Origin of the sequence: Nonomuraea sp. NPDC048916 (assembly GCF_040649575.1) — a bacterium.
In the GTDB taxonomy this organism is placed as follows: Bacteria; Actinomycetota; Actinomycetes; order Streptosporangiales; family Streptosporangiaceae; genus Nonomuraea.
In genome coordinates this window covers 1-24,238 of the sequence record NZ_JBEZFS010000018.1, presented here as the reverse complement: position 1 = coordinate 24,238, position 24,238 = coordinate 1, and the positions used below count along the sequence as shown (strand labels likewise).

The window sequence follows — 24,238 nt, the reverse complement described above, 5'->3', positions numbered from 1 at the left end:
CTCAGAGCAGCAGGGCGATCGCGCGCACGGCAGCCGCGCACAGGGCGACGAACCCGCCCAGCACGGCCAGTGCGCGCAGCCCTTCGCGGCGCAGCTCCGGCAGGCGCTCACCGACCCGCTCGATCTCGCGGCCGGTGATGCCGCCGCACAGCATGCCGAACACCACGCCCGCGGCGGTGACCGGAGCGGGCTGCTGCCACCAGTCGGCGTCGATCTGACCGCCGCCGATGAGCCAGAGCGCCCCGCCTGCCGCCATCGCCACGGGCGCACCGGGCCAGACCAGCGCGGTCACGGCCGAACCTGTGAACGCGAACGGGAAGAACAACACCCTCAGAGTCACCCGCCACCGCCGTGACGCGCGTTTCCTGACCATCCAGTGGCTCATCCAGACCAGCCTGATGAGCACCACGAACACCGTCGTGATGGCGATCGTCGCGATCGGCCAGATCACGGACACCACCACACACGGCACGGCCAGCACGGCCAGCAGCAGCAACGCCGTGTTGCCCGCCGGGAGCGCGGTGCCGCCCGGGTCGTCGCGCCGCGACCTGACCGTGCCGGTCGCGGCCTTCGCCCGAGCCCGCCCCGCTTTGGCGGCCTCAACCGTGCGGGCCCGGGCCTTGCCGTCGATCATCCGCCCACGCGGCGCGGGCACCTTCCCCTCCGCGGCGGCGCGGCTCCGCGCCGCCGCGTCGGTGGCCGTGCGGCTCCGGGCGTCGGCCGCCCCACGTCCCACTCCCTCGGCGGCGGCGCGACTGCGGGCGGCCGCATCGCCGCCTCCACGCCCACGCCCCACTTCCTCCGCAGCCGTACGAGTCCGCGCCGGCGCCTCACCCGCCGCGCGACTCCGGGCGTCCGCCGCCCCACGCCCGGCCTCCTCAGCGGCGGCCCGACGCGCGTCCGCGGCCCCGCGTACACGTCCCTGGTCGTCGGCGGCGGACCGGCTCCGCGTCACTCCCTCGGCGGCCGTCCGAGCCCGCGCGGCGGCGTCGGCGGCACCGCGTCCGCGTGCCGGGTCGTCCGCGGCCGGGCGACCCCGCGCCCCTCCGTCGGTGTTCATGCGCCCGCGCGGCGCCGGAACCTTGCCGTCGGCAGCGCGGCCCCGCGCCGAACCCTCCCCGGGCGAGCGGCCCCGCCCGGGACGCGGCGTGGCGTCACCCCCCGTCGAGCGGGACGCGGCGTCGTCACCGGCACGGCCGTCGGCAGGCACGGCACGCTGGCCCGGCGGGTCGGGGTCGGGGGCGCCGGTCGCCTTGGCCAGCCGAGCCAGCCGATCGGCCAGCAGCGCCGCCGTGGGACGCTTGCCGGGCTCCCGGTTGAGGGCGGCCCGCACCAGCGGCAGCAGCGCCACGGGCACACCTTTGAGGTCGGCCTGCCCGTTCAGCACCGCGTACATCTGCGCCTCGGCGGTGCCCCGCCCGAACGTGGGCCGCCCGGTCGCGGCGAACGCCACCGTCGCGGCCCAGGCGTGCACGTCGGCGGGCGACTCGACCTGCTCGTCGGCGAAGATCTCGGGGGCGGTGTAGCCGGGCGTGCCGAGGAAGGTGCCGGTCATGGTCAGCCGGGTGGCGTCGAGCACCTGGGCGATGCCGAAGTCGATCAGCACGGGCCCCTCGGCCCCCATGAGGATGTTGGCCGGCTTCAGATCGCGGTGGACGACCCCGGCCGCGTGGATGATCGCCAGCGCCGTGGCGATGCCCTGGGCCAGCTCGACCAGCTGAGCGAGATCGAGCGGGCCGCTCTGCCGCACCCGATCGAGCAGGTTGGCGCCCTCGATGTGCTCCATGACCAGGTAGGGCCGGGCGCTGTCGAGATCGGCGTCGAGCACCCTGGCCACGTAGGGGCTCTCGACCCGGCGAAGGGCACGAACCTCGCGTTCCAGCCTTATACGGGACGAGTCATCCTCTACGAGGTCGTGCAGCACCTTGAGGGCGACCCGCTCGCCACGTCGGGCGCTGGCGAGGTAAACCTCGCCCATGCCGCCCCGGCCAAGCCGCTCGAGCAAGGTATACGGTCCGACCTTGCCGAGCTTGGTCACCGTCCCTCCCTGCTCGGCGCACCCATAAGGACACAACTCTAGCGCTGGGACAGCAGGTTACGTCTGAGGCACGCCGAGACTTTTACCGGCGCGGTGACTCGGCGAGCAGGCTGTCGAGCGTCGCCCGCGGCTCCCGCGACAGGTCCCTGCGGCCCTTCCGGCGCCAGTTGACGTGGCCACGGCTCTCCAGCCAGAGCATCAGGCGATCAGCGCCGAACAGCACGACGGCCGCGGAGGTCAGAGCGATGACGATCTGCATGCGGCCCAGCCAAACCAGGCCGTGAGCGCCGGGCAGGCCGACACGCCGCCGCCTGCCTCAATCCGGTCAGCCCGCTGACCGAGCGATGACCGTGCCCTCCGACGTGCGCAGCTGCCCCTCACCCGTATAGATCCACTTGGTGGAGGTCAATTCGGGCAAGCCCATCGGGCCCCGCGCGTGCAGCTTCTGCGTGGAGATGCCGATCTCGGCCCCGAACCCGAACTCTCCCCCGTCGGTGAAGCGGGTGGAGGCGTTGACGGCAACGGCCGCCGAGTCGACCAGCGACACGAACCTGCGAGCGGCCTGCTGGGACCGGGTGACGATGGCGTCGGTGTGCCCCGAGCCGTAACGCCGGATGTGCGTCACCGCCTCCTCCAGCGAGCCGACGACGGCGGCGGCGATGTCGAGCGACAGGTATTCGGCGTAGAAGTCGTCCTCGGTGGCGGGCACGACCTCCCCGAACCGGCCGATCCGCTCGTCGCCGTGCACGGTCACCCCCGCGCCCTTGAGCGCTTCGAGCGCCCTGGGCACGAAACTCTCCGCGATGTCGGCGTGGACCAGGAACGTCTCGGCCGCGTTGCACACCGACGGCCGCTGCGCCTTGGCGTTGACCAGGATCTCCACGGCCAGGTCGGGGTCGGCGTCGGCGTCCACGTACACGTGGCAGTTGCCCACGCCGGTCTCGATCACCGGCACCGTCGACTCCTCGACCACCGAGTTGATCAGTGAGGCACCGCCACGCGGGATCAGCACGTCGACCAGCCCCCGAGCCCGCATCAGCTCCTTGACGGAGTCACGCGTGAGGCCGGGCACGAGTTGCACCGCGCCCGCGGGCACCTCGGTCTCCCGGAGCGCCTCCTGCATGATGCGCACCAGCGCGGTGTTGGAGGAGTAGGCGCTGGACGAGCCCCGCAGCAGCACCGCGTTGCCGCTCTTGAGGCAGAGCGCGGCGGCGTCGACGGTCACGTTGGGACGGCCCTCGTAGATGATGCCGATCACTCCCAGCGGCACCCTCACCTGGCGCAACTCGAGCCCGTTGGGCAGCGTGCTCCCGCGGATCACCTCACCGACCGGGTCGGGCAGATCGGCGACTTGGCGCACGGCCTCGGCGATGGCCGTCACCCTGGCCTCGTCGAGCCGCAGCCGGTCGATCATCGCCTCGGACGTGCCCTGCTTCCTGGCCTGCTCGACGTCGGCGGCGTTGGCCTCGACGATCTCGGCGGCCCGCGCGACCAGGGCGTCGGCGACGGCACGCAAAGCCCGGTCCTTGGGCGCCCGCGGCAGCGGGGCCAGCTCGGCGGCGGCCTCTCGTGCCGCACGGGCCACCTTCAGGAACTCTGTAGTCATCGCTTCGCTCCGCTCCGCTGCTCAGGGCTCTTCAAGCCCCGCTCTTCCCTTGTCACTCCGGTCGCTTCGCTCCCCGCTTTCCTCAGCCAAGAGCTGGGCGAGCCCTTCGCGGGACGTCACCCGCTCCTCATCGTCTCGCCGGGCGAGCGCTCAACCGCGGGACTCCAGTATGACGATGTCGTCCCGATGGATCAGTTCGCGTTCATATTCCGGACCGAGCTCGCTGGCCAGGTCGCGGGTGGACCGTCCCAGCAGCCCGGGAATCTCCCCCGCGTCGAAGTTGACCAGGCCCCGGGCCACCACTCCGCCCTGGGGACCGCACAGGTCCACCGGATCTCCGGCGGCGAACTCGCCCTCGACCGAGGTCACCCCGGCCGGCAGCAGCGACATGCGCCGGGCCACGATGGCCTCGACGGCCCCGTGGTCGAGCAGCAGCCGCCCCCGCCCGGTCGTGGCGTGCGCCAGCCACAGCAGCCGGGTGCCGGGATGACGCCCCTCCGGGTGGAAGTAGGTGCCCACGTCGGCTCCGGCCAGCGCCTGCGCGGCGTGGGCGGCGGCGGTCAGCACGACGGGCACCCCGGCGCCGGTGGCGATCCTCGCCGCCTGCACCTTGGTGACCATCCCGCCGGTGCCCACGGCCGCGCCGTTCCTGCCCAGCTCGACTCCGGCCAGGTCCTCGGGCCCGCGGATCTCGGCCAGCCGCCGCGACCCGGGCCGGCTCGGCGGGCCGTCGTAGAGCGCGTCGACGTCCGAGAGGAGCACCAGCGCGTCGGCATGGATCAGATGGGTGACCAGCGCCGCCAGCCGGTCGTTGTCGCCGAAGCGGATCTCGTCGGTCGCGACGGTGTCGTTCTCGTTGACGATCGGCATGATGCCGAGCTCCAGCAGCCGGCCGAGGGTGCGCTGGGCGTTGGCGTGGTGGGCGCGGCGCATCATGTCGTCGGCGGTCAGCAGCACCTGGCCGACGCGCAGGCCGTATCGGGCGAAGGAGGAGGTGTAGCGCGCGACGAGCACACCCTGTCCGACCGAGGCGGCGGCCTGCTGTGTGGCGAGGTCACGGGGACGCGCGGACAGCCCCAGCGGGCCGAGACCGGCCGCGATCGCTCCCGAGGAGACCAGCACGATCTGCGTGCCGGCGCGCCGACGCGCGGCCAGGACGTCGACCAGCGCGTCGACCCGGTCGACGTCGATCACCCCCTGGGCGGTGGTGAGCGACGAGGAGCCGACCTTGACGACGACCTTCGACGCTGCGCTGATCCGATCTCTCACGGCAAAACCCTATCCAAGCTTGTGAAACCCCTAGGCCAACCGGCTGTCAGAGCCCCGTGGCCCCTGGCGTACGGACTCGGCGTTGAGGGTCGGCTGCCAGTCGAAGAGGTAGCCGCCTTCCATGGGCCCGATGACCACCTCGGCTCCCGCGGTGGCGCCGGCCTTGACCAGCTGCTCCTCCACCCCGAGTCGCTCCAGCCGGTCGGCCAGGTAGCCGACGGCCTCGTCGTTGCTGAAGTCGGTCTGCCTGATCCAGCGTTCGGGCTTCTCGCCGGTGACCTGGAACAGGTTGTCGTTGACCCGGCGCACCGAGAACCCGGCCTCACCGAGCTGCTTGGGCCTGATCACGAGCCGCGTGGGCTCCTCCACCGGCTTGGCGGCCCGGGCGGCGGCGACCCACTCGCCCATCGCGAAGGTCAGCTCGCGCAGCCCGGCGTGGGTGGCGGCGGAGATCGTGAACACCCGCAGCCCCCGCTCCTCGAACTCGGGCCTGACCAGGTCGGCCAGGTCGCGCGCGTCGGGCACGTCGGCCTTGTTCAGCACCACCATGCGCGGCCGGCCTTCGAGCTTGCCGTAGGCGTGCAGCTCGGCCTCGATCACCTCGAAGTCGGTGAGGGGGTCGCGGCCCGGCTCCATGGTCGCGCAGTCGATGACGTGCACGAGCATGTCGCACCGCTCGACGTGGCGCAGGAACTCGTGCCCCAGCCCCTTGCCCCGGGAGGCTCCCGGGATCAGCCCCGGCACGTCGGCGACGGTGAACACGGTCTCGCCCGCGGTCACCACGCCCAGGTTGGGGATGAGGGTGGTGAACGGATAGTCGGCGATCTTGGGCCGGGCCGCGCTCAGCGCGGCGATCAGCGACGACTTGCCCGCGCTGGGGAAGCCGACCAGGGCCACGTCGGCCACGCTCTTGAGCTCCAGCATGACGTCGAGCCCGTCACCGGGCTCCCCGAGCAGCGCGAACCCGGGGGCCTTGCGCTTGGTGGAGGCCAGCGCGGCGTTGCCCAGCCCGCCGTGCCCGCCCTGCGCGATCACGTAGCGGGTGCCCGCGCCGATCAGGTCGACCAGCACCTCGCCGGTGGCGGCGTCCTTGACCACGGTCCCGTTGGGCACCGGCAGGACGACGTCGGTGCCGTTGGCCCCGTCGCGGTTGGAACCCTGGCCCTGCTTGCCGTTGTCGGCGTTGCGATGCGGCCGGCGGTGGTAGTCGAGCAGGGTCGCGGTGCTGGGATCCACTTCGAGGATCACGTCACCACCCCGCCCGCCGTTGCCGCCGTCGGGGCCGCCGAGGGGCTTGAACTTCTCCCGGTGGATGGAGGCGCAGCCGTTTCCTCCGTCACCGGCCCTGACATGCAGAACCACTTGGTCCACGAAGTCCGGCATTTCCGCCTCTCCCTTACGCCCCTGACGAGGCTTCTCCTCTGATGCTCTTCAGCCCCTCGCCTGCCGGGTCCCGGACCGCGAACCCGCCGGTCTCCAGACCGCGCAGGAGGGTACGAACGCGAAAAGGGGTGGATCGCTCACCGATCCACCCCTTGTCAACGCTCTCCGGTGGCGGATTACTCCGCGACCGGGACGATGCTCACGGCCCTGCGGCCGCGCTTGACGCCGAACTGCACGTGACCCGCGGCCAGCGCGAACAGCGTGTCGTCGCCACCACGGCCGACGTTGTCGCCGGGGTGGAAGTGGGTGCCACGCTGACGGACGATGATCTCGCCCGCGTTGACCAGCTGGCCGCCGAAGCGCTTGACGCCCAGGCGCTGAGCGTTGGAGTCACGGCCGTTCCGGGTGGACGACGCGCCCTTCTTGTGTGCCATCTCTCAAACTCCGAATCAGGCCTGGTCGATACCGGTGATCTTCACCTGGGTGTACCGCTGGCGGTGACCCTGGCGCTTCTTGTAACCGGTCTTGTTCTTGTACTTGAGAATCCGGATCTTGGGGCCCTTGGTCTCACCGAGAATCTCGGCGCTGACCGTGAACTTGCCCGCCTCCGTGGTCACATCGCCGTCGTTGACGACGAGCACCGTCGGCAGCGAAACCGAAGAGCCGACCTCGCCGGCGACCTTGTCCACCTCGAGGACGTCACCGACGGAGACCTTCTGCTGCCTGCCGCCGCAACGAACGATCGCGTACACCGCGGAACCCTTCTGCTGTCTGCTGTTGCAACCTCGGCCATCCCGAAGGAACGGCCACTGACCGCCGAGTGCTGCGCCCACACCCGAGTCCTGTCTGAAACCCAACGAACCTAGTGGGCGCGCCAACAGGGCACGTCACCTGACGCACCGATCCACTAGAGTACCGGATTAACGGTGCCCTAGGCGAACCGGACGGATCGTCGGACAGTCCGCCAAGCAGCGCCTGGCTATTCGGCGGACTTGGCTCGGCGGGAGCGTCGCCGCCCTCTGCCGGAAGTCTGACTGGCCTGGTCGTCCTCGACCGGGACGTCTTCAAGCGCACCGGTCACGGTATCACGACCAGCGGAGTCCTTCGCCGCGGAGACCTTTTCGGACACCGCCTTCTCGACCGCCATCTTGCCCTGCGTGCCACGGGGCTCCGGCTTGGCCTCCACAGGCTCCGTGGAGACGATGAGGCCCCGCCCGTTGCAGCAGTCGCACGGCGTCGAGAACGCCTCCAGGAGGCCCTGTCCGACCCGCTTACGGGTCATCTGGACGAGACCCAGCGACGTCACCTCGGCCACCTGGTGCTTGGTCCTGTCGCGGGCCAGGCACTCCAGCAGCCGCCGCAGCACCAGGTCACGGTTGGACTCCAGCACCATGTCGATGAAGTCGATGACGATGATGCCGCCGATGTCGCGGAGCCGGAGCTGGCGGACGATCTCCTCGGCCGCCTCCAGGTTGTTGCGGGTGACGGTCTCCTCGAGGTTTCCGCCCTGCCCGGTGAACTTGCCGGTGTTGACGTCGACGACGGTCATCGCCTCGGTGCGGTCTATCACCAGCGAGCCGCCGCTCGGCAGCCAGACCTTCCGCTCCATCGCCTTGGCCAGCTGCTCGTCGATCCGGTAGGACTCGAACACGTCGCCCTGCTCGGTGTCCCAGCGCGTCAGCCGCTCGGCCAGGTGCGGCGCGACGTAGTTGACGTACTCGTCGACCGTCTCCCATGCCCCCTCGCCCTGCACGACCAGCGAGGTGAAGTCCTCGTTGAAGACGTCGCGCACCACCCGGACCGTCAGGTCGGGCTCGGCCGAGAGCAGCTCGGGCGGGCTGGCCGACTTGGCCTTCTTCTGGATGTTCTCCCACTGGGCCGACAGCCGGGCCACGTCGCGGTCGAGCTCCTCCTCGGAGGCCCCCTCGGCGGCGGTGCGCACGATCACGCCGGCGTTCTCCGGCATGACCTTCTTCAGGATGCTCTTGAGCCGGGTGCGCTCCTTGTCGGGCAGCTTGCGGCTGATCCCGGTCATCGAGCCGTCGGGCACGTACACGAGGTAGCGGCCGGGCAGGCTGATCTGCGAGGTCAGACGGGCACCCTTGTGACCGATCGGGTCCTTGGTGACCTGGACGAGCACCGACTGGCCTGACTTCAGCGCCACCTCGATGCGCTTGGGCTGGCCCTCCAGGCCCGCGGTGTCGAAGTTGACCTCACCGGCGTAGAGGACGGCGTTGCGGCCCTTGCCGATGTCGACGAACGCCGCCTCCATCGACGGCAGGACGTTCTGCACCTTGCCGAGGTAGACGTTGCCGACGTAGGACTGGCTGGCCTCGCGGTTGACGTAGTGCTCGACGAGGACGCCGTCCTCCAGCACCGCGATCTGCGTGCGGTCGCCCTGGCGGCGCACCACCATCATCCGGTCGACCGACTCGCGCCTGGCGAGGAACTCGGACTCGGTGATGATCGGCGGACGCCTGCGGCCGAGCTCCCGGCCCTCGCGGCGGCGCTGCTTCTTGGCCTCGAGCCTGGTGGAGCCGCGCACGCTCTGCACGCCGTCGGCGGAGATGTCGTGCGAGGCGGCACGGCCCGTGCGGGGCGCGCGGATGCGCACGACCGTGTTGGGCGGGTCGTCGCCCGCCGGCTCGGCAACCTCGTCGGAACCACGACGGCGGCGACGGCGACGGCGACGCGAGCCGGTCGTCTCCTCTTCCTGCGACTCCTCGGCCTGCTCCTCGTCGGTCTCGTCCTCGGACTCGTCGCTCTCGTCGGACTCGTCACGCTCGCGCGCCTTGCCGCGCCCCCTGCCGCCACGACGGCGGCGACGGCGGCGGCTGCCGCCCTCACCTTCGTCCTCGTCGTCGTGCTCGGCGCTCTCGTCCTCGGTGACCGTCTCGTCGACGGGCTCCTCGGCCTCGGCGACCGGCTCCGGCTCGAGGCGTACGGGCTTGGCCTGGCTCGGGTCGGGCGCCTGGAACAGCGGCGCGAAGATGGCCGCCGGGCGCTGGAAGGCGGTGCCGGGCTGGTCCTGCCGGCGCACCGACAGGCCGAACGGGTCGGACAGCAGGCTGGGCCGGTCGACGTCCTCGTCGAGGTCCTCGCCGGCGGGCTCGTCGTCGAGCGGCTCGTCCTCCGGCAGCACCTCCAGGATGTCCTCCTCCTCCGGCAGGATCTCCTCCTGCGGCGGGGCCTCCTGGACCGCGGCGACCGCGACGGGCTCGGCCTTCTTGCGCGTGCGGCGGCGCGGAGCCTGCTCGGCCCCCTCCGTCACGTCGGCCACCGTCTCGGGCGCCACCTTGGGCGCGGCCTCAGGCTCGGCCTCGGTGGCCTCGGGCTCGGCGACCTTCCTGGTGGTGCGGCGGCGCGTCGTGGTGGCCGTGGACCGCGTCCGTGTCCGCTTGGGCGCCGCCTCGACGGCCTCCGCGACCGCGGCCTCGACCGGGCTCTCGACGACCGCGGACGACTCCGCCGGGGCCGGGGCCTGGGCCGGCTGCTGCGCCGGGGCGGACACCGCCTGGGCGGCCGCGACGGTCACGGGGGCGGGCTCGTCGGGAATCTCCGGTGGCGGCCCCGCCGGCCGGCTCGCGGCACGGCGACGCCTGGTCACCTTGGTCTGTTCAGTTGTTTCGCCGTCGGGGCCAGTGGCCCCGGTGTTGGGCTCGTTCTCGAGCATGCGGGCGCTCTCCCGTCAGCTCCCGGGCGCGTCGCCGCGCCGCGCAGGAGCCATCGTGTCTCGTTGTCCGCCCGCGTCCCCGCCAGGGGGCATGGGCGCCAAGTCCTGTCAGCGGTCGTGCCCGGCTCACGCAAGGCACTCCCTTAGCCGACGTCGTACTCACCCGCCGGTCCCGCTTCGCCGCCGCGCGTAGTCTCGCGGTCAAGGTCGAACGGGTCGGCAAGCGCACCGGTGCTGGCGTCGAGCGGCCCCTGCGCCAGCCTGGTCACCTCGGGGGGGACCGGCGGCGCGAAGTCGGCCACAAGGCGCAGCCCTGTGAGCACATCGTCGGGTCGAACGGCAGGAGTCACGTGCCGAACAACCATGCGCAGTATGACACACGACTGTCCGGGCACTTGAGCTGCGGTTCTCTCTGTCCCCTCGGGCATCACGAGCCTCAGCACCGCCTCGCGCGCGTCGAAACGGCGCGGGCCCTTCTTGGTGAGGCGCTCGACCTCCACGGCGCCGGCGGCGAGGAACTTCTCCACCGCCACTTCTGCGAGCTCGCGATCCGCGCCGGGCAGCCGGACTTCCCACTCGGAAGCCTCCAAGCGGTCTGCCAGCCCCCCGGGGCCCGCCTCGGCGACGTCGAGCACATCGAGCACGTCGAGACCGGGCGGCAGTGAGCCGTCCAGATCGGCCCGGACACGCTCGGGGTCGCACGGCGTGGTGACGCCGATCTCGAGGTATTCGGCTTCGCTGGCCACGCCGGTCGGCGCGGCCCCCGCATAGGAGATCTTCGGATGAGGCGAGAAACCCGCGCTGTAGGCCACCGGAATGCCGGCACGGCGAACCGCCCGTTCGACGGCGCGCGAGATGTCGCGGTGGCTGGTGAAGCGCAGACGACCGCGCTTGGCGTAGCGCACACGCAGTCGCTGCACCGTAGGCGCGGGCGGAGGCCCATCGGGAACAGGTTTCAGAGCTGTGTCGTCCTTCCCGTGTTCAGAGTTCCTTCGTCTCAGGATATGCCGCTCCGAGGCCTGTATGACTCAGGATCATGTACGGCGGGGTACGGACCGGGCACCGAGCGCGGTCATACCACCGTGAGAGGAAGGAGTTTGCGCCCTGTCGGACCGATCTGAATCTCCGTGCCCATGGTCGGGCAGACGCCGCAGTCGTAGCACGGCGTCCACCGGCAGTCCTCGACCTCGCCCCCGGACACGGCCTCCTGCCAGTCCTGCCAGAGCCACTCGCGGTCGAGCCCGGCGTCGAGGTGGTCCCAGGGCAGGACCTCGTTCTCCGTCCGCTCACGCACGGTGTACCAGTCGACGTCGACGCCGGCCTGCTCGGCGCAGGTCATCCAGCGCTGGTAGGAGAAGTGCTCGCTCCACCCGTCGAAACGCCCGCCGTCCTCCCAGACGGCCCGGATCACTGCGCCGACCCGGCGGTCGCCCCGCGAGAGCAGGCCCTCGACGATGGACGGCTTGCCATCGTGATAGCGGAAGCCGATGGCCCTGCCGTACTCCCGGTCGCCCCTCAGCGAGTCGCGCAGCGCCTTGAGCCGCCGGTCCACGGTCTCGTGGTCGGCCTGGCTCGCCCACTGAAACGGCGTGTGCGGCTTGGGCACGAAACCGCCGATGGACACGGTGCAGCGGATGTCGCGCGAGCCGGTGATCTCGCGGCCCGCCTTGATGACCTTCTTGGCCAGGTCGGCGATGCCGAGCACGTCCTCGTCGGTCTCGGTGGGCAGCCCGCACATGAAGTAGAGCTTCACCTGGCGCCAGCCCTGGGAGTAGGCGGTGGTGACGGTGCGGATCAGGTCTTCCTCGGTGACCATCTTGTTGATCACCTTGCGCATGCGCTCGGACCCGCCCTCGGGGGCGAACGTCAGCCCGGAGCGCCGGCCGTTCCTGGAGAACTCGTTGGCCAGATCGATGTTGAACGCGTCGACCCTGGTCGAGGGCAGGGACAGCGAGGTGTTGGTGCCCTCGTAGCGATCGGCCAGGCCCTTGGCCACCTCGCCGATCTCGGAATGGTCGGCCGAGGACAGCGACAGCAGGCCGACCTCGTTGAAGCCGGACTCCTTGACGCCGTTGTCGACCATGGCGGCGATCGTGGTGATCGACCGCTCGCGCACCGGCCGCGTGATCATGCCCGCCTGGCAGAACCGGCAGCCCCGGGTGCAGCCGCGGAAGATCTCCACGCTGAACCGCTCGTGCACGGTCTCGGCCAGCGGCACTAGCGGCTTCTTCGGGTAGGGCCACTCGTCGAGGTCCATGACCGTGTGCTTGTGGACCCGCCAGGGCACCTCGGGCCGGTTGGGGGCGACCCGCCTGATCCGGCCGTCGGGGTGGTATTCGACGTCGTAGAACTTCGGCACGTAGACGCCGCCCGACTCGGCGAGCCGCATGAGCAGCTCGTCGCGCCCGCCGGGCCTGCCCTCGCCCTTCCACTCGCGGATGACCTCGCTGATGGCGATGGCGATCTGCTCGCCGTCGCCCAGCACGGCCGCGTCGAGGAAGTCGGCGATCGGCTCCGGGTTGAAGGCCGCGTGGCCGCCGGCCAGCACGATCGGGTCGTCCTCACCGCGATCGACGGCCATCAGCGGGATGCCCGCGAGGTCGAGCGCGGTCAGCATGTTGGTGTAGCCGAGCTCCGTGGAGAACGACACGCCGAGCACGTCGAAGGCCCGCACCGGGCGGTGGCCGTCGACGGTGAACTGCGGCACGCCCTCGGCCCGCATCAGCGCCTCGAGGTCGGGCCAGACGGCGTAGGTGCGCTCGGCCAGGGTCGCCGGCAGCTCGTTGAGGATCTCGTAGAGGATCGCGACGCCCTGGTTGGGCAGCCCCACCTCGTAGGCGTCCGGGTACATCAGTGCCCAGCGAACGTCGGCGGAGTCCCACTCCTTCACGGTCGAGTTGAGCTCACCCCCGACGTACTGGATGGGCTTCTGCACCTTGGGCAGGAGCGCTTCCAGGCGGTGGAAAATCGACTCGACAGGCATGCACCCCAGGGTAGCGGCGGTCAGAGCATGGCAGGCCCGAGGACTTGGACATTTCTAACTAAACGACTGCTCGCGGATCCGGATCGACTGGAGGATCCCGACCGCGATCAGGTTGGCGAAGGTCGCGGTCCCGCCGTACGACACGAACGGCAGCGGCAGGCCGGTGATCGGCATGATCCCGATCGTCATCCCGACGTTGACGAACGTCTGGAACGCGAACCAGCACACGATCGTCCCGGCCGCCAGCATGCCGAACCGGTCGTCACACTGCCTGGCGATCTTGAGGCCGCGCAGCAGCACCACGCCGAGCAACAGCACGATGGTGACCGAGCCGAGGAAGCCGAACTCCTCCCCCGCCACGGTGAAGATGAAGTCGGTGTGCTGTTCGGGCACGAACCTGCCGGTGGTCTGCCCGCCGCCCAGCAGCCCCTTGCCGAACAACTGCCCGGAGCCGATCGCGATCAGCGACTGCGTGCTGTTGTAGCCGACGCCGCGCGGATCGACTCCCGGATCGACGAAGGCGGTGAACCTCGCCACCTGGTACGGCTCCAGCATCTGGAAGTGGAACACCGCGAACACCCCGGCGGCCGCGGCCAGCACCAGCAGGGCGATCCATCGCTTGCGCACCCCGCCGATGATCAGCGCGGACGCGGTGATCACCGCGAGCACCAGCGCGGTGCCGAGGTCGGGCTGCAGCATCACCAGCCCCATCGTCAGCAGCGCGGCGACCAGCGCCAGGACCACGTCGAGGTTGCGTGGCCGGTCACTGCCCTCGGCGGGCTGGGCCAGCAGCATGGCGATGATCAGCAGCAGGCCGAGCTTGGCGAACTCCGACGGCTGCACCGCGAAACCCCCGCCGAGCAGGATCCACGAGTGCGATCCGTTGATCGTCGCGCCCAGCGGGGTGATCACCATGACCAGGCCGGCCATGCTGACCAGGAACACCAGCGGCGAGTAGGCGCGCATCGCGCGATGGTCGATCATGGCCGCCCCGCTGCACAGCAGCGCCCCGATGATCAGGTTCAGCATGTGCTTCTTGACCAGCCCGGTCGATCCGGGCGCCCAGGTCCTGGTGGACGACCACACCAGCAGCGTGCCGATCACGCAGAGCGCGGCGACCGCGACCAGCATCACGCCGTCGAGGCGCCAGAGCGCCGACTGCGCGCCGACCGCCCGCCGGGCGAACGACCGCCGCCCGCCCACCAGCGCGCGTTCGATCATCCGCCCTCCACCGTCCCGTCCGGCGAGAACTTCGGCAGCTTGGATACGGGCTTCCCGTCGGGCAGCGCGGCGGACCGCTTGATGCCGTAGATCCCCTCATAGATCTCCCGTACGGCGGGCGCCGCGGTCTGCGCGCCCATCCCGCCCTGAGAGACCATCGCGACCACGACGAACCGGGGATTTCTGGTGGGCGCGAACGAGGCGAACCAGGATGTGTCCTGCTTGCCCCACACCTCCGCGGTGCCGGTCTTGCCGCCGATGCGGATCTTGTCCATCGGGAACCCGCTGAACGCACCGGCCGCGGTGCCGTCGGAGGCCACCTCGCTGAGCGCGTCCTTGATGTACAGGCGTTCCTTCTCGCTGATCGGCAGCTTGCCCACCACCGGCACGTCGTACTTCTGGACCAGCGTGCCGTCGGGCCGCACCCGTGCCCAGGCGATGCGCGGGCTGCGCACCTTGCCGTCGCTCACCAGCGCCGTGTAGGCCCTGGCCAGCTGCAGCGGCGTCACCAGCACGTCGCCTTGGCCGATGGAGAAGTTGGCCGAGTCGCCGGGCCGCAGCACGAAGCCCTCGGTGCAGTTTTCCAGCGCCAGCCGCTTGAGGAACGCCGCCCGCGCGGCGTCGGTCACCTCCGGATAGCCGGTCTGCGCCCGCTTGCAGTTGGTGGCGCTGGTGAGCGCCCACATGTTCTTCTTCCACGCCCGGTCGGGGATGCGCCCCGACGACTCTCCCGGCAGGTCGACACCGGTCGGCTTGCCGAACCCGAAGGCTCTCGCCGTGTTGGCGAACACCTCTTTCGGCTCCTTCGTGGGGGTGCGCCCGCCGTCACGCAGATACTGCTCGTACGCCGACCGGTAGAAGATCGTGTCGCACGACTTGACCAGCGCCATGTGCAGCGTAAGCGTGCCCAGGCCGATGCCGCGGAAGTTGTTGAACGCCCGGTCGCCCACCATGTAGGAGCCGGGGCAGTCGTAGTTGCCGTTCAGCGGATAGCCGGCCCGCAGCATCGCCGACACCGACGACACCTTGAAGGTCGAGCCGGGCGCGAACTGCCCGTTGATGGCCCGCGACACCAGCGGCTTGCCCGACTCCTCCGACAGCAGGCGCTTGTAGCCGCTCGTCGTGATGCCGCCGGCCCAGACCGCCGGGTCGTAGCTGGGCGCGCTCGCCAGCGCCAGCACCCGTCCCGTGCGCGCGTCGAGCACCACGGCCGCGCCCCCGTCGGCCTGCGGCGCGCCCTTCATCGCCTTCTGCAACGCCTGCTCCACGACGTCCTGTACGCGCGCGTCGATGCTGGTGATCAGGTGGTCGCCGGCGACCGACGGCACCTGCTGCTCCACCCCGATGGCCTTGCCCATCCGGTCGACCTGCACCCTGCGCAGCCCCGACTTGCCCCGCAGCACCTCGTCGTAGACCTCTTCCAGACCGTCGCGCCCGGCCAGGTCGACCCCGGAGAACGCGGCCTTCAACCCCTCGCGCTTCTTCAGCTCCGCCTCAGTGACCGGCTGCAGATAGCCGAGCATCTGCGCCCCGGCCTTGCCACCCGGATACTGCCTGACCGACTGAATCTCCGCGGTGATGCCCGGGAACTCCTCCTGCCGCTCCAGGATCTGCAGCGCCTGGCGGGTGTCAGCCTTGCGCTCGATCGGCACCGGTTGGTAAGGGGAGCCGGTCCAGCACGGCTTGGAGACGCCCGGCCCGCACGGCCTGATGCGGTCCTGCAGCTGCTTGAGCGGCTTGCCCAGCACCGTGCTGAGCTTCCGCAGCACCCCGACACCGCCGTCCTTCATCCGCAGCAGCGCGTTCCGGTCGACCGAGACCACCAGCGAGGTCTGGTTGCGCACCAGCGGCCGCCCCGACGAGTCGAGGATCTGACCGCGCACGGCGGGCACGATCACCGTCCGGGTCCTGGTCTCCGTGGCCCTGGTCACGAACTCCTGCCCGCGCACCACCTGCACCTGCCAGAGGCGTACCGCGAGGACCGCGAGCAGCGCCAGGACGAGCACGTGCAGGATGAACAGCCGGGTCCGCATCCGCGTCATACCGCGTACCTCAGCTGCCTGCCGCGCCCGTTCAGCCACATCACCACGGGCGAGGCGATCAGTGTGTAGACGATCGTGATCGGGATCTGCTCGGTCAGGGTGGCGACCGTCACCCGCGGATCCGAGATCAGCCCGCCCAGCCCGGCGGCCAGCAGCGGCGCGATCAGCACGCACACGATGACGGTCGTGACGGGGCTGCCGACGCCGCGCCCGGCCAGGTAACCGACCAGGGCCAGCACGAACGCGTACTGCCCCAGCAGGTGGGCCGTCGGCGGCACGACGTCGACCAGCAGGCCGGCGCAGAATCCGATCACGGTGCCCGCGACCGGCCCCCGGGCCATCGCCACGCCCACCACGGCCAGCAGCACCAGGTCGGGCGCGGTGCCGCCCGGCAACCCCAGGCGGTTGACCACGATGACCTGCACCAGCACCGTCACCAGCACGATCAGCACGGCTATCATCGCGCTCCCTCCTTACGCGCGCTCTCCGGCAGCACGGCGTCCCTCGGGTCGCGCGCGGGCGCGGCCACGACCACGCCGACGACGTCGAGCGCGGTCAGATCGGCGTACGGCCGGGCGAAGGCGACCCGGGTCAGCTCGCCCGGCGTCGCCTCGACCCGTTCGATCACCCCGATCGGCACCCCCGGCACATATGGGGCGCCGCGCTGGGAACCGAAGCTGACGATGCGTCCCCCACGGGTCATCGGCGCGGTCGAGTCGAGCAACCTGAACTGCACGAGCCGCCCGTTCTCCCCCACCCCGTGAACGACCCCGATCTCCTCACCACCCTCCAGCCGGGCTCCCGCGGCCGACGCCCGGTCGCTGATGAGCACCGCCGTCGAGGTGTTGCGAGACGCCTGGATGACGCGGCCGACCAGGCCGTCACCGTTGAGCACGGTCATCTCGGGCCGTACGCCGTCGTCGGTGCCGGCGTCGAGCTGGACGGCGTCCTCGAAGCCGGGGCTGCCGCGCCGGGCGATCACGTTGGCCGCCACGACCTTGTAGCCGCCGCGCCCGGCCAGGCCGAGCATCCGCTTGAGCTGCGCGGAGCGGGCCGCGTCGAGTCTGCTCGCGTCGAGGCCGGCACGCAGCCTGGCGTTCTCGGCCTGGAGCTTCTTGATGTCGCTCTGGGCGCCGGGCGCGCTCGCCACCGCGTGCAGGAGGTCGCTCACCGGTCGGACCACGGTGCCGGTGAGCTGCTCGGCCCCGCCGAAGAGCCACGCGCCCGCCAGTCGCACCGGCTGGAACGGCGAACCCTCACCGGCGCGATGGTCGACGGTCAGGATGACCAGCGCCGCCGTCAGCAGCGTTCCTAGGATCAGCCGGGCGCGGCGCGATTCTCCCATCAGCGACGCGACTCCGGCACGAGCACCTGCTGCAATGCCTCGAACTCCTCGACACACCTGCCGGAGCCGAGCGCCACCGAGTCGAGGGCGTTCTCGACCAGGTGGACGGGCATGCCCGTCTCCGCCTTGATCCGCTCGTCCATGCCCCTGAGCAGGGCTCCTCCGCCGGTCAGGGCGATGCCGCGGTCCATCAGGTCACCGGACAGCTCGGGCGGGCACTTGTCGAGCGTGGTCTTGACCGCGTCGACGATGGAGTTGACGGGCTCCTCGATGGCCTTGCGAATCTCCTCGCCGGACACCACGATCGTCTTCGGCAGGCCGCTCACCAGGTCACGTCCGCGCACCTCGGCGTGCGGCTCCTCTCCGAGGGAGCAGGCCGAGCCGATCGCCATCTTGATCTCCTCGGCGGTGCGCTCGCCCAGCATCAGGGAGAACTCCTTCTTGGCGAAGGTGATCACCGCCTGGTCGAGCTCGTCACCGCCCACCCTGATCGACTGGCTGGTGACCACGCCGCCCATCGAGATGATCGCCACCTCGGTGGTGCCTCCCCCGATGTCGACAACCATGTTGCCGGTCGGCTCGTGCACCGGCAGGCCGGCGCCGATCGCCGCGGCCATCGGCTCCTCGATGATGTAGACCTTGCGGGCCCCGGCCTGGTAACCGGCCTCTTTCACGGCCCGCTGCTCGACGCCGGTGATGCCACTGGGCACCGCGATGATGATGCGCGGCTTGGCAAAGTGGCGCCTCTTATGCACCCTTTGGATGAAATATCGCAACATCCGCTCGGTGACGTCGAAGTCGGCGATCACTCCGTCCTTGAGCGGTCGAACGGCCACGATGTTCCCAGGGGTCCGGCCGATCATGCGCTTCGCCTCGATGCCCACCGCGACGATCTTGCCGGTGGCGGTGTTGATGGCGACGACCGACGGCTCGTTGAGCACGATGCCCCGACCGCGCACATACACCAAGGTGTTGGCTGTGCCGAGGTCTACGGCCATGTCCCGGCCGAGAAAAGCGAGCTTGCTGCCCATGGGGAACGGAGCCTTCCGTAATGTCGTACGCCCAATGACTACGGATCGAATTCGAATCGTAACGGTACGTACCCCGGGGCACCTAGAATGAGCCCACGCGCCCTACAAAAAACTTCCGCCCCTCCGTAAAGTCCCATTTTGCCCGGAATGCCCCCTCGGAAGCGGCCCCGGAATGCGACCGGAGTGTCCCCCAACGCAGAAGTGCCCGCTCGGCACTGTGGCCGGCGGGCACCTGGTGGAGCGGGGAGGGCGAATCCCTCCGGAACGCTAGAAGCGGTCGGGGAAGAAGATCTTGATCTCGCGGGCGGCCGACTCGGCCGAATCGGAGCCGTGGACGACGTTCTCGCCGATCTCCAGGGCGTGGTCGCCGCGGATCGTGCCGGGAGGCGACTTGACCGGGTCCGTCAGCCCGGCCAGGGCGCGGAACGCCTCGACGGCCCGCGGACCCTCGAGCACCATGGCGACGAGCGGAGCCGAGGTGATGAACTCGACGAGCTCGCCGAAGAACGGGCGCTCGGAGTGCTCGGCGTAGTGCGCCTTGGCGGTGTCAACGTCGAGGGTGCGCAGGTCCATCGCCACGACCTTGAGGCCCTTGCGCTCGATGCGGGCGATCACGTCGCCGATGAGGCCGCGCTTCACCCCGTCGGGCTTGATCAGGACAAGAGTGCGCTCGGACACTTGAGGTTCTCCTTCGAACAGGGTCTGGGGTCGTGGATGCGGCTACGGCTGCCGGGATCACTCCAAGGAGAACGCTCCGCGGCACGGAGGACCTCGCGTCGGCTGTAGCCGCGGCTCAGCTTACCGTCCACGATGGTGCGCCAGTCTCCACGAACCCACGCCGGAACACCCGAAACCAGCGCCGCCGCCACGTCTTCACCGCCCGCGACCACCACGCCCGCCTCCTCCGGCGGGCCGTGATGACCATCGGCAGGCGGTCACGGTCTACGGGGATCCGCTGTCTTCCGGCGATGGCGTCGGCGGCGGCACCGGCGGCAGCGGCCCCGTGGACTCACCCTGAACGTCCGGCGTCGCCTGATCGGGCCCGCCCTGGCGAGGTATGGACGCGTCAGGCCCACCACGCCCGCTCCGGAGGGCATCGGCGTCACCACGCCCCCGGGGCCGCGTCATCTCCTTGCCGGCACCGGTCACACCGGAACCCGGCCTCACGCCCCCAGACGGCGCCGTGGCCGTCGACTCCCCGCCATCAGCGGGCGCGTCAGACGCGGCCGCCTCGTCGCGGGCAGCCTCGGGCCCGGCCGCCTCATCGGCGTCGCGCGGCGTCTCGGACGCCGATCGTCCACCGCCGGCGGTCGCACTACCCTTCGTGGCTCCCTGACCGGCCGCGGACGACGGAGCCCTCTTGCCGCCCGCGCGCCGCGTCGGGGAAGCCGCTCCCCCATCCTCACCGGGCGCGCCGGACGTCGCCGCTCTCGTACGCGCGGCAGCCGCCTCCGACGACACCGCCTTCTTGCCCGCGCGCCGTGTCTCCGAGGTCGCCTCCCCGCCCTCGCCGGACGGCGCATCCGAGGCCGCCGCCCCCCTGCCGACGCGCGCGCCGGAATCCGGCTCCTGCCCACCAGACGGGGTCGCGGACCTGGCGGAGTCGTTCTTCGAGAGGCGGGCGCCACCGGTCAGGGGGGCGGTGACGCGAGGAAGCGCTCCCGTGGGATCGTCACCCGCGGCGGGCCGCGAAGGCTCCGGGGCGGAATCGACCTCCGTGAATGGCTTCTTCCTGCCGCGCTCGCCGCCCGCCGTGGGAGCAGGCTCACCCTCGGGTGGCGAAGCGTCCTGGCCGGCGGCTTCGTTCAGGTCGATCGACGCGGGACCATCCTCCGCCGACGGGCCCGGCCCGGAGAAGGGGGCGACCTCGTCCGGAGAGGCGCCGGCCGTGCCCGACGAGATGTCGGCCGCGACCGGCATGCGGCGAGCCAGGAGAGAGGCCAGAAGGATGACCACCACCACGACGAAGCCGCCGATCAGCGCCCACAGATGGAGAGCGCCCACGAACCGGTCGACCAGCTCCTGCGTCGAGGTCACCCCGCGCAGCATCGCCATCTGCACCCCGGTGCCGAGCAGATAGCCCGCGAGCACCCCGGGGAAACACAGCGCCAGGCCGAAGAGGGCAGACCCGAGCCCGGCCTTGCCGAGCGCGGCGGTGACGGCCACGGCGGCGCCCACCGCCAGCAGGGTAAGCGGCACGATCAGCACCAACCCCTGCGGAGCGGGCACCACGACGCGGACCGAGCAGAGACCGACCACCATGGACAACAGCCCCAGAGGCGTGAGCCACCGCGTCGCCGACCCCGCGAACAGCCGGACCGCGACGGCCGCGGCCACCGCGAGCAGACCCGCGACGGCGAACGGAATCCACAGCCCTTTCAGCCCTGGCCCGCCCAGCCCCCTCATCTCGACGTAGGTCACCTGGGCGACGCTGGGCAGCAGCACCGCGCCGACCGCGACCATGGTGTAGGCGAAGGTGCGGCCTTCCCGGGTGCCGATGGACGCCAGCGCGAGCAGCGCCCCGATCGCCAGCACCGCCACCAGGATCACCAGGTTGGCCCGCCAGTCCTCGGTCGCGGTGCTGACGGCCACGACCGAGATGCCCGCCGCGGGCACGGTCGCGAGGAGCAGGCGGCTGCGTTCGCTCGCTCGTGGCACGGGCGCCGGCGGACGGCCGTGCAGCTGCCAGACGACGAGGTAGGCGGCCGCGAGCCCCAGCGCGATGCCGGTCAGCATGGGGTAGGGCTGGAGCGTGACCTTCCAGTCATGGATGCCGTCGAGCGGCCAGAGGGCCAGCGCCTGGGCGGCGAGCAGGCTCAGCGAGAGCATGCCGGTCCAGACGGCCCGCAGCACCGGCGGACGCTGCCAGGCGGCCACCAGGGTGGCCGGGATGAGCAGCCCCGCGCCGATGCCGTGGAGCACGCGCAGGACGCCGACCAGGAGCGTCGACCCGGCGTAGCCGCCGGCGGCGTCGGCCACCGCCAGCAGCGCGAGCCCGCCGACCAGTACGTGGGCGACTCTCATCCGCCCCAGCGCCACCGCCGCGAGCGGCACGGTCAGGATCATCGCCGGGAGGGCGAGGCCGTGAGCGCGCATGAGCTCGAGCCGGTCGACGCCGTTGGGCAGCAGGTCGCCGACCACGGAGACGGTGTTGGGGATCGCGACGATCGCCAGGGGCAGCGCCGCCACGATGAGCAACGCGAGCACGATGTCGAGCAACCACGGGAACGTGACGCCCGCGGTAGGTCCCGCGGCTGGCGCTCTGGGGGACCGCTGAATCGGGGGGACGGCCATGTAGGCCGACTTTAGCGGGAAGTCACGCCCTCGACACGGCGAGCGACGAATATCGCGGTGATCCACAGCGCCGCGAAGATCGCCCCGAGAAAGAACATGGTCGATACGAGAAATCCCATGCAGATCGCAAGGACTTGTACGGCACTGCCCAGGATGTAGCCGATCGGCCGTTTGAGCAGCCCGGCCGCGACGACGCAGAGCACGGCCAGCCCCAGACCGACGGTCGCCGCCAGAGCGGGCGCGACTCCGCCGACACTGATCGCCACTGGCGTGGTGAGGCCGGCGACGATGGCCTCCATGCCGAGGACGCTGGCACCGAGCCTGCGCATGCCGGGTGTGACCTGGAAGTTCATCATGAGCCTTCCGCCTTCAGCAGATGACGGGCGTCGCCCGCGGTCACCACGGAGCCGGTGATGAACACACCTGTGCCGCTGAACTCGCCCTCGGCGTCGGCGATCGCAATGCCTCTGTCGATGGCGTCGTCGAGGCGTTCGACGAGGTGCACACGGTCTTCTCCGAACAGGGGCGTGGCCAGCGCGGCAAGCGCCTCGGGAGCCATCGACCGCGGTGAGGAGTTTCTCGTGACGACGATCTCGTCGACCATGGGCTCGAGCAGCTCGAGCAGTCCGTGAACGTCCTTGTCTCGCATCACCGCGACGACACAGATCAACTTGGCGAAGTCGAACGCCTCGTGCATGGCCTCGAGCGTGGCCTGCATGCCGCCGGGATTGTGTGCGGCGTCGACCACGACGGTGGGATTGCGGCGCACGACCTCCAGCCGCCCGGGCGACGATGCCTGCGCGAACGCCTGCCGTACCAGCTCGATGTCGAGCGGGTCGTCACCGCCGCTCAGCGCCTCCACGGCGGCCAGCGCGGTGACCGCGTTGCTCGCCTGGTGGGCGCCGTGGAGCGGCAGGTAGACCTCGTCATAGACGCCCTTGAGGCCGCGCAGCGTCATCAGCTGCCCGCCCAACGCGATCTCACGATTGAGCACGCCGAACTCCAGGCCCTCACGCGCGACGACGGCGCCGACCTCGGCGGCCCGACGCATCAGCACCTCGGCCGCCTCAAGCTCCTGCTGGGCGAGCACGGCGGTGGCGCCGGGCTTGATGATGCCGGCCTTCTCCCTCGCGATGCTCGGGATGTCGGGCCCGAGCCGGTCGGTGTGATCGAGCGAGATGGGCGTGATGACGGCGACGGTGCCGTCGGCGACGTTGGTGGCGTCCCAGGAGCCTCCCATGCCCGCCTCCACGACCGCGACGTCGATCGGGGTGTCGGCGAACACCGCGAACGCCATGGCCGTCAGCAGCTCGAAGAACTGGATGCGGCGTCCCTGCGTGTCGGCCAGCTCGACGAAAGGAGCGATCTCCTCATATGCCTGCGCGAACTGCTCCTCGCTCAACGGCGCGCCATCGACCGTGATGCGCTCGCGCATCGAGACCAGGTGGGGGCTGGTGAAGCGCCCTACGCGCAGGTTGCGCTCCTTGAGCAATGCCTCCGTGAGCCGCGCGGTGCTCGTCTTGCCGTTGGTGCCCGCTATGTGAATGACGGGGTAGGCCCGCTGAGGCGAGCCGAGCAGATCCATGAGAGCCGCGATCCTGTCGAGCGTCGGCTCGAACTGCCACTCGACGCCTCGTTCCATGATCGCGCGTTCAACCGCACGATAGTCCACCCCTCAACCCTACTGACCGCACAGAGCACTCCCCACGCCGCGCCAGGGCGCTCCAAGGATCTGATATCGAGCCACTGGAATCGATTCGCCGCTCACCCTGGCGTGTAGCACGGGCCGGCGGTCCATTTCTTACGCCGACATCGCTTCCACCGTAAACGGCCTGCTCGGTCACGTCGCCACCTGGCCACTTCCGATGGACTGAGCGCGCTTCTCTAGAAGCGCAATCCAGCCCATGCGAAAAGCCCTCCTACCGGCACCTGACGCACTCCGAAACGCTTCCCATGAACGCAAAAAAAGGGGCCCCGCCACCGGAACCCCAAACCAACCACCCGAAAACCCGCGCCCGAGCCCGCCCGCAGCCAACCGGCTGCGCCCCGCCCAACCACAACCCACAAGCCTGCGGTCTGCCCGACCGAAACCCACCCGAACAAGCCCGACCGGGCCCCGCCCCGAACGGAACCCGACCAAACCCCACCAACCAAGCGAACACGCAGGCAGGTCCGTAAACACAGGAACAGGGCCGTAAACGAAGGCCCGTAAACGCGAGAAGGGCCCCCTAATCCAGGAGGCCCTTCCCACATCAAACGATTGTCCGGCGGCGACCTACTCTCCCACACCCTCCCGAGTGCAGTACCATCGGCGCTGAGAAGCTTAACTTCCGGGTTCGGAATGTAACCGGGT

19 protein-coding genes and 1 rRNA gene are annotated in these 24,238 nt (G+C 70.6%); all 20 read right to left on the bottom strand.

Annotated features, from left to right (window positions below; all coding sequences use genetic code 11):
* Position 1: 1 nt before the first annotated feature.
* Positions 2-2,038, bottom strand: coding sequence for a serine/threonine-protein kinase (locus tag AB0C16_RS21070; RefSeq protein ID WP_357685314.1), 2,037 nt, complete (start codon positions 2,036-2,038; stop codon positions 2-4).
* Between the two features lie 82 nt (positions 2,039-2,120).
* Positions 2,121-2,297, bottom strand: coding sequence for a hypothetical protein (locus AB0C16_RS21065; RefSeq protein WP_357685312.1), 177 nt, complete (start codon positions 2,295-2,297; stop codon positions 2,121-2,123).
* Between the two features lie 66 nt (positions 2,298-2,363).
* Positions 2,364-3,644, bottom strand: a complete 1,281-nt coding sequence (locus AB0C16_RS21060; RefSeq protein ID WP_357685310.1) for a glutamate-5-semialdehyde dehydrogenase — start codon at positions 3,642-3,644, stop codon at positions 2,364-2,366.
* 150 nt (positions 3,645-3,794) lie between these two features.
* A complete protein-coding gene (gene proB, locus AB0C16_RS21055) occupies positions 3,795-4,913 on the bottom strand; it encodes a glutamate 5-kinase (RefSeq protein ID WP_357685309.1) in 1,119 nt (372 codons plus the stop codon).
* 30 nt (positions 4,914-4,943) lie between these two features.
* On the bottom strand, positions 4,944-6,296 hold the full coding sequence (obgE, locus tag AB0C16_RS21050; RefSeq protein WP_357685307.1) for a GTPase ObgE: 1,353 nt from the start codon (positions 6,294-6,296) through the stop codon (positions 4,944-4,946).
* Between the two features lie 176 nt (positions 6,297-6,472).
* A complete protein-coding gene (gene rpmA, locus AB0C16_RS21045) occupies positions 6,473-6,730 on the bottom strand; it encodes a 50S ribosomal protein L27 (protein ID WP_012893687.1) in 258 nt (85 codons plus the stop codon).
* A gap of 15 nt (positions 6,731-6,745) precedes the next feature.
* Entirely contained in the window at positions 6,746-7,048 is a 303-nt protein-coding gene (gene rplU / locus AB0C16_RS21040; RefSeq protein WP_049575732.1) for a 50S ribosomal protein L21, read from the bottom strand.
* A 227-nt stretch (positions 7,049-7,275) separates the two neighbouring features.
* Positions 7,276-9,969 carry an Rne/Rng family ribonuclease gene (locus tag AB0C16_RS21035; RefSeq protein WP_357685304.1) on the bottom strand — a complete coding sequence of 898 codons (2,694 nt, stop codon included), beginning with the start codon at positions 9,967-9,969 and terminating at the stop codon, positions 7,276-7,278.
* 143 nt (positions 9,970-10,112) lie between these two features.
* Positions 10,113-10,874, bottom strand: a complete 762-nt coding sequence (locus tag AB0C16_RS21030) for a TIGR03936 family radical SAM-associated protein (RefSeq protein WP_357685303.1) — start codon at positions 10,872-10,874, stop codon at positions 10,113-10,115.
* Positions 10,875-11,041: 167 nt separating this feature from the next.
* A complete protein-coding gene (locus AB0C16_RS21025) occupies positions 11,042-12,952 on the bottom strand; it encodes a TIGR03960 family B12-binding radical SAM protein (protein ID WP_357685301.1) in 1,911 nt (636 codons plus the stop codon).
* A gap of 54 nt (positions 12,953-13,006) precedes the next feature.
* Positions 13,007-14,173, bottom strand: a complete 1,167-nt coding sequence (gene rodA / locus AB0C16_RS21020) for a rod shape-determining protein RodA (protein WP_357685299.1) — start codon at positions 14,171-14,173, stop codon at positions 13,007-13,009.
* Positions 14,170-16,215, bottom strand: a complete 2,046-nt coding sequence (gene mrdA, locus AB0C16_RS21015; protein WP_357685297.1) for a penicillin-binding protein 2 — start codon at positions 16,213-16,215, stop codon at positions 14,170-14,172. The genes rodA and mrdA overlap by 4 nt, the downstream gene beginning before the upstream one ends.
* Complete coding sequence (mreD, locus tag AB0C16_RS21010; protein ID WP_357685295.1) at positions 16,212-16,676, bottom strand: rod shape-determining protein MreD; 465 nt, start codon at positions 16,674-16,676, stop codon at positions 16,212-16,214. Before mreD ends, mrdA begins: the two co-directional genes overlap by 4 nt.
* On the bottom strand, positions 16,673-17,560 hold the full coding sequence (gene mreC / locus AB0C16_RS21005; protein WP_357685293.1) for a rod shape-determining protein MreC: 888 nt from the start codon (positions 17,558-17,560) through the stop codon (positions 16,673-16,675). Before mreC ends, mreD begins: the two co-directional genes overlap by 4 nt.
* Positions 17,560-18,591 (bottom strand): rod shape-determining protein, encoded by a 1,032-nt coding sequence (locus AB0C16_RS21000; protein ID WP_357685291.1) that lies wholly within the window; start codon positions 18,589-18,591, stop codon positions 17,560-17,562. Before AB0C16_RS21000 ends, mreC begins: the two co-directional genes overlap by 1 nt.
* A 267-nt stretch (positions 18,592-18,858) precedes the next feature.
* Positions 18,859-19,269 carry a nucleoside-diphosphate kinase gene (gene ndk, locus AB0C16_RS20995; protein WP_357685289.1) on the bottom strand — a complete coding sequence of 137 codons (411 nt, stop codon included), beginning with the start codon at positions 19,267-19,269 and terminating at the stop codon, positions 18,859-18,861.
* 264 nt (positions 19,270-19,533) lie between these two features.
* Entirely contained in the window at positions 19,534-21,810 is a 2,277-nt protein-coding gene (locus AB0C16_RS20990; protein ID WP_357685288.1) for a hypothetical protein, read from the bottom strand.
* Positions 21,811-21,896: 86 nt separating this feature from the next.
* A complete protein-coding gene (locus AB0C16_RS20985; protein WP_357685286.1) occupies positions 21,897-22,241 on the bottom strand; it encodes a DUF4233 domain-containing protein in 345 nt (114 codons plus the stop codon).
* Positions 22,238-23,527 (bottom strand): folylpolyglutamate synthase/dihydrofolate synthase family protein, encoded by a 1,290-nt coding sequence (locus AB0C16_RS20980; protein WP_357685505.1) that lies wholly within the window; start codon positions 23,525-23,527, stop codon positions 22,238-22,240. The genes AB0C16_RS20985 and AB0C16_RS20980 overlap by 4 nt, the downstream gene beginning before the upstream one ends.
* Positions 23,528-24,147: 620 nt before the next feature.
* Positions 24,148-24,238, bottom strand: a 5S ribosomal RNA gene (gene rrf / locus AB0C16_RS20975); the annotation flags it as partial.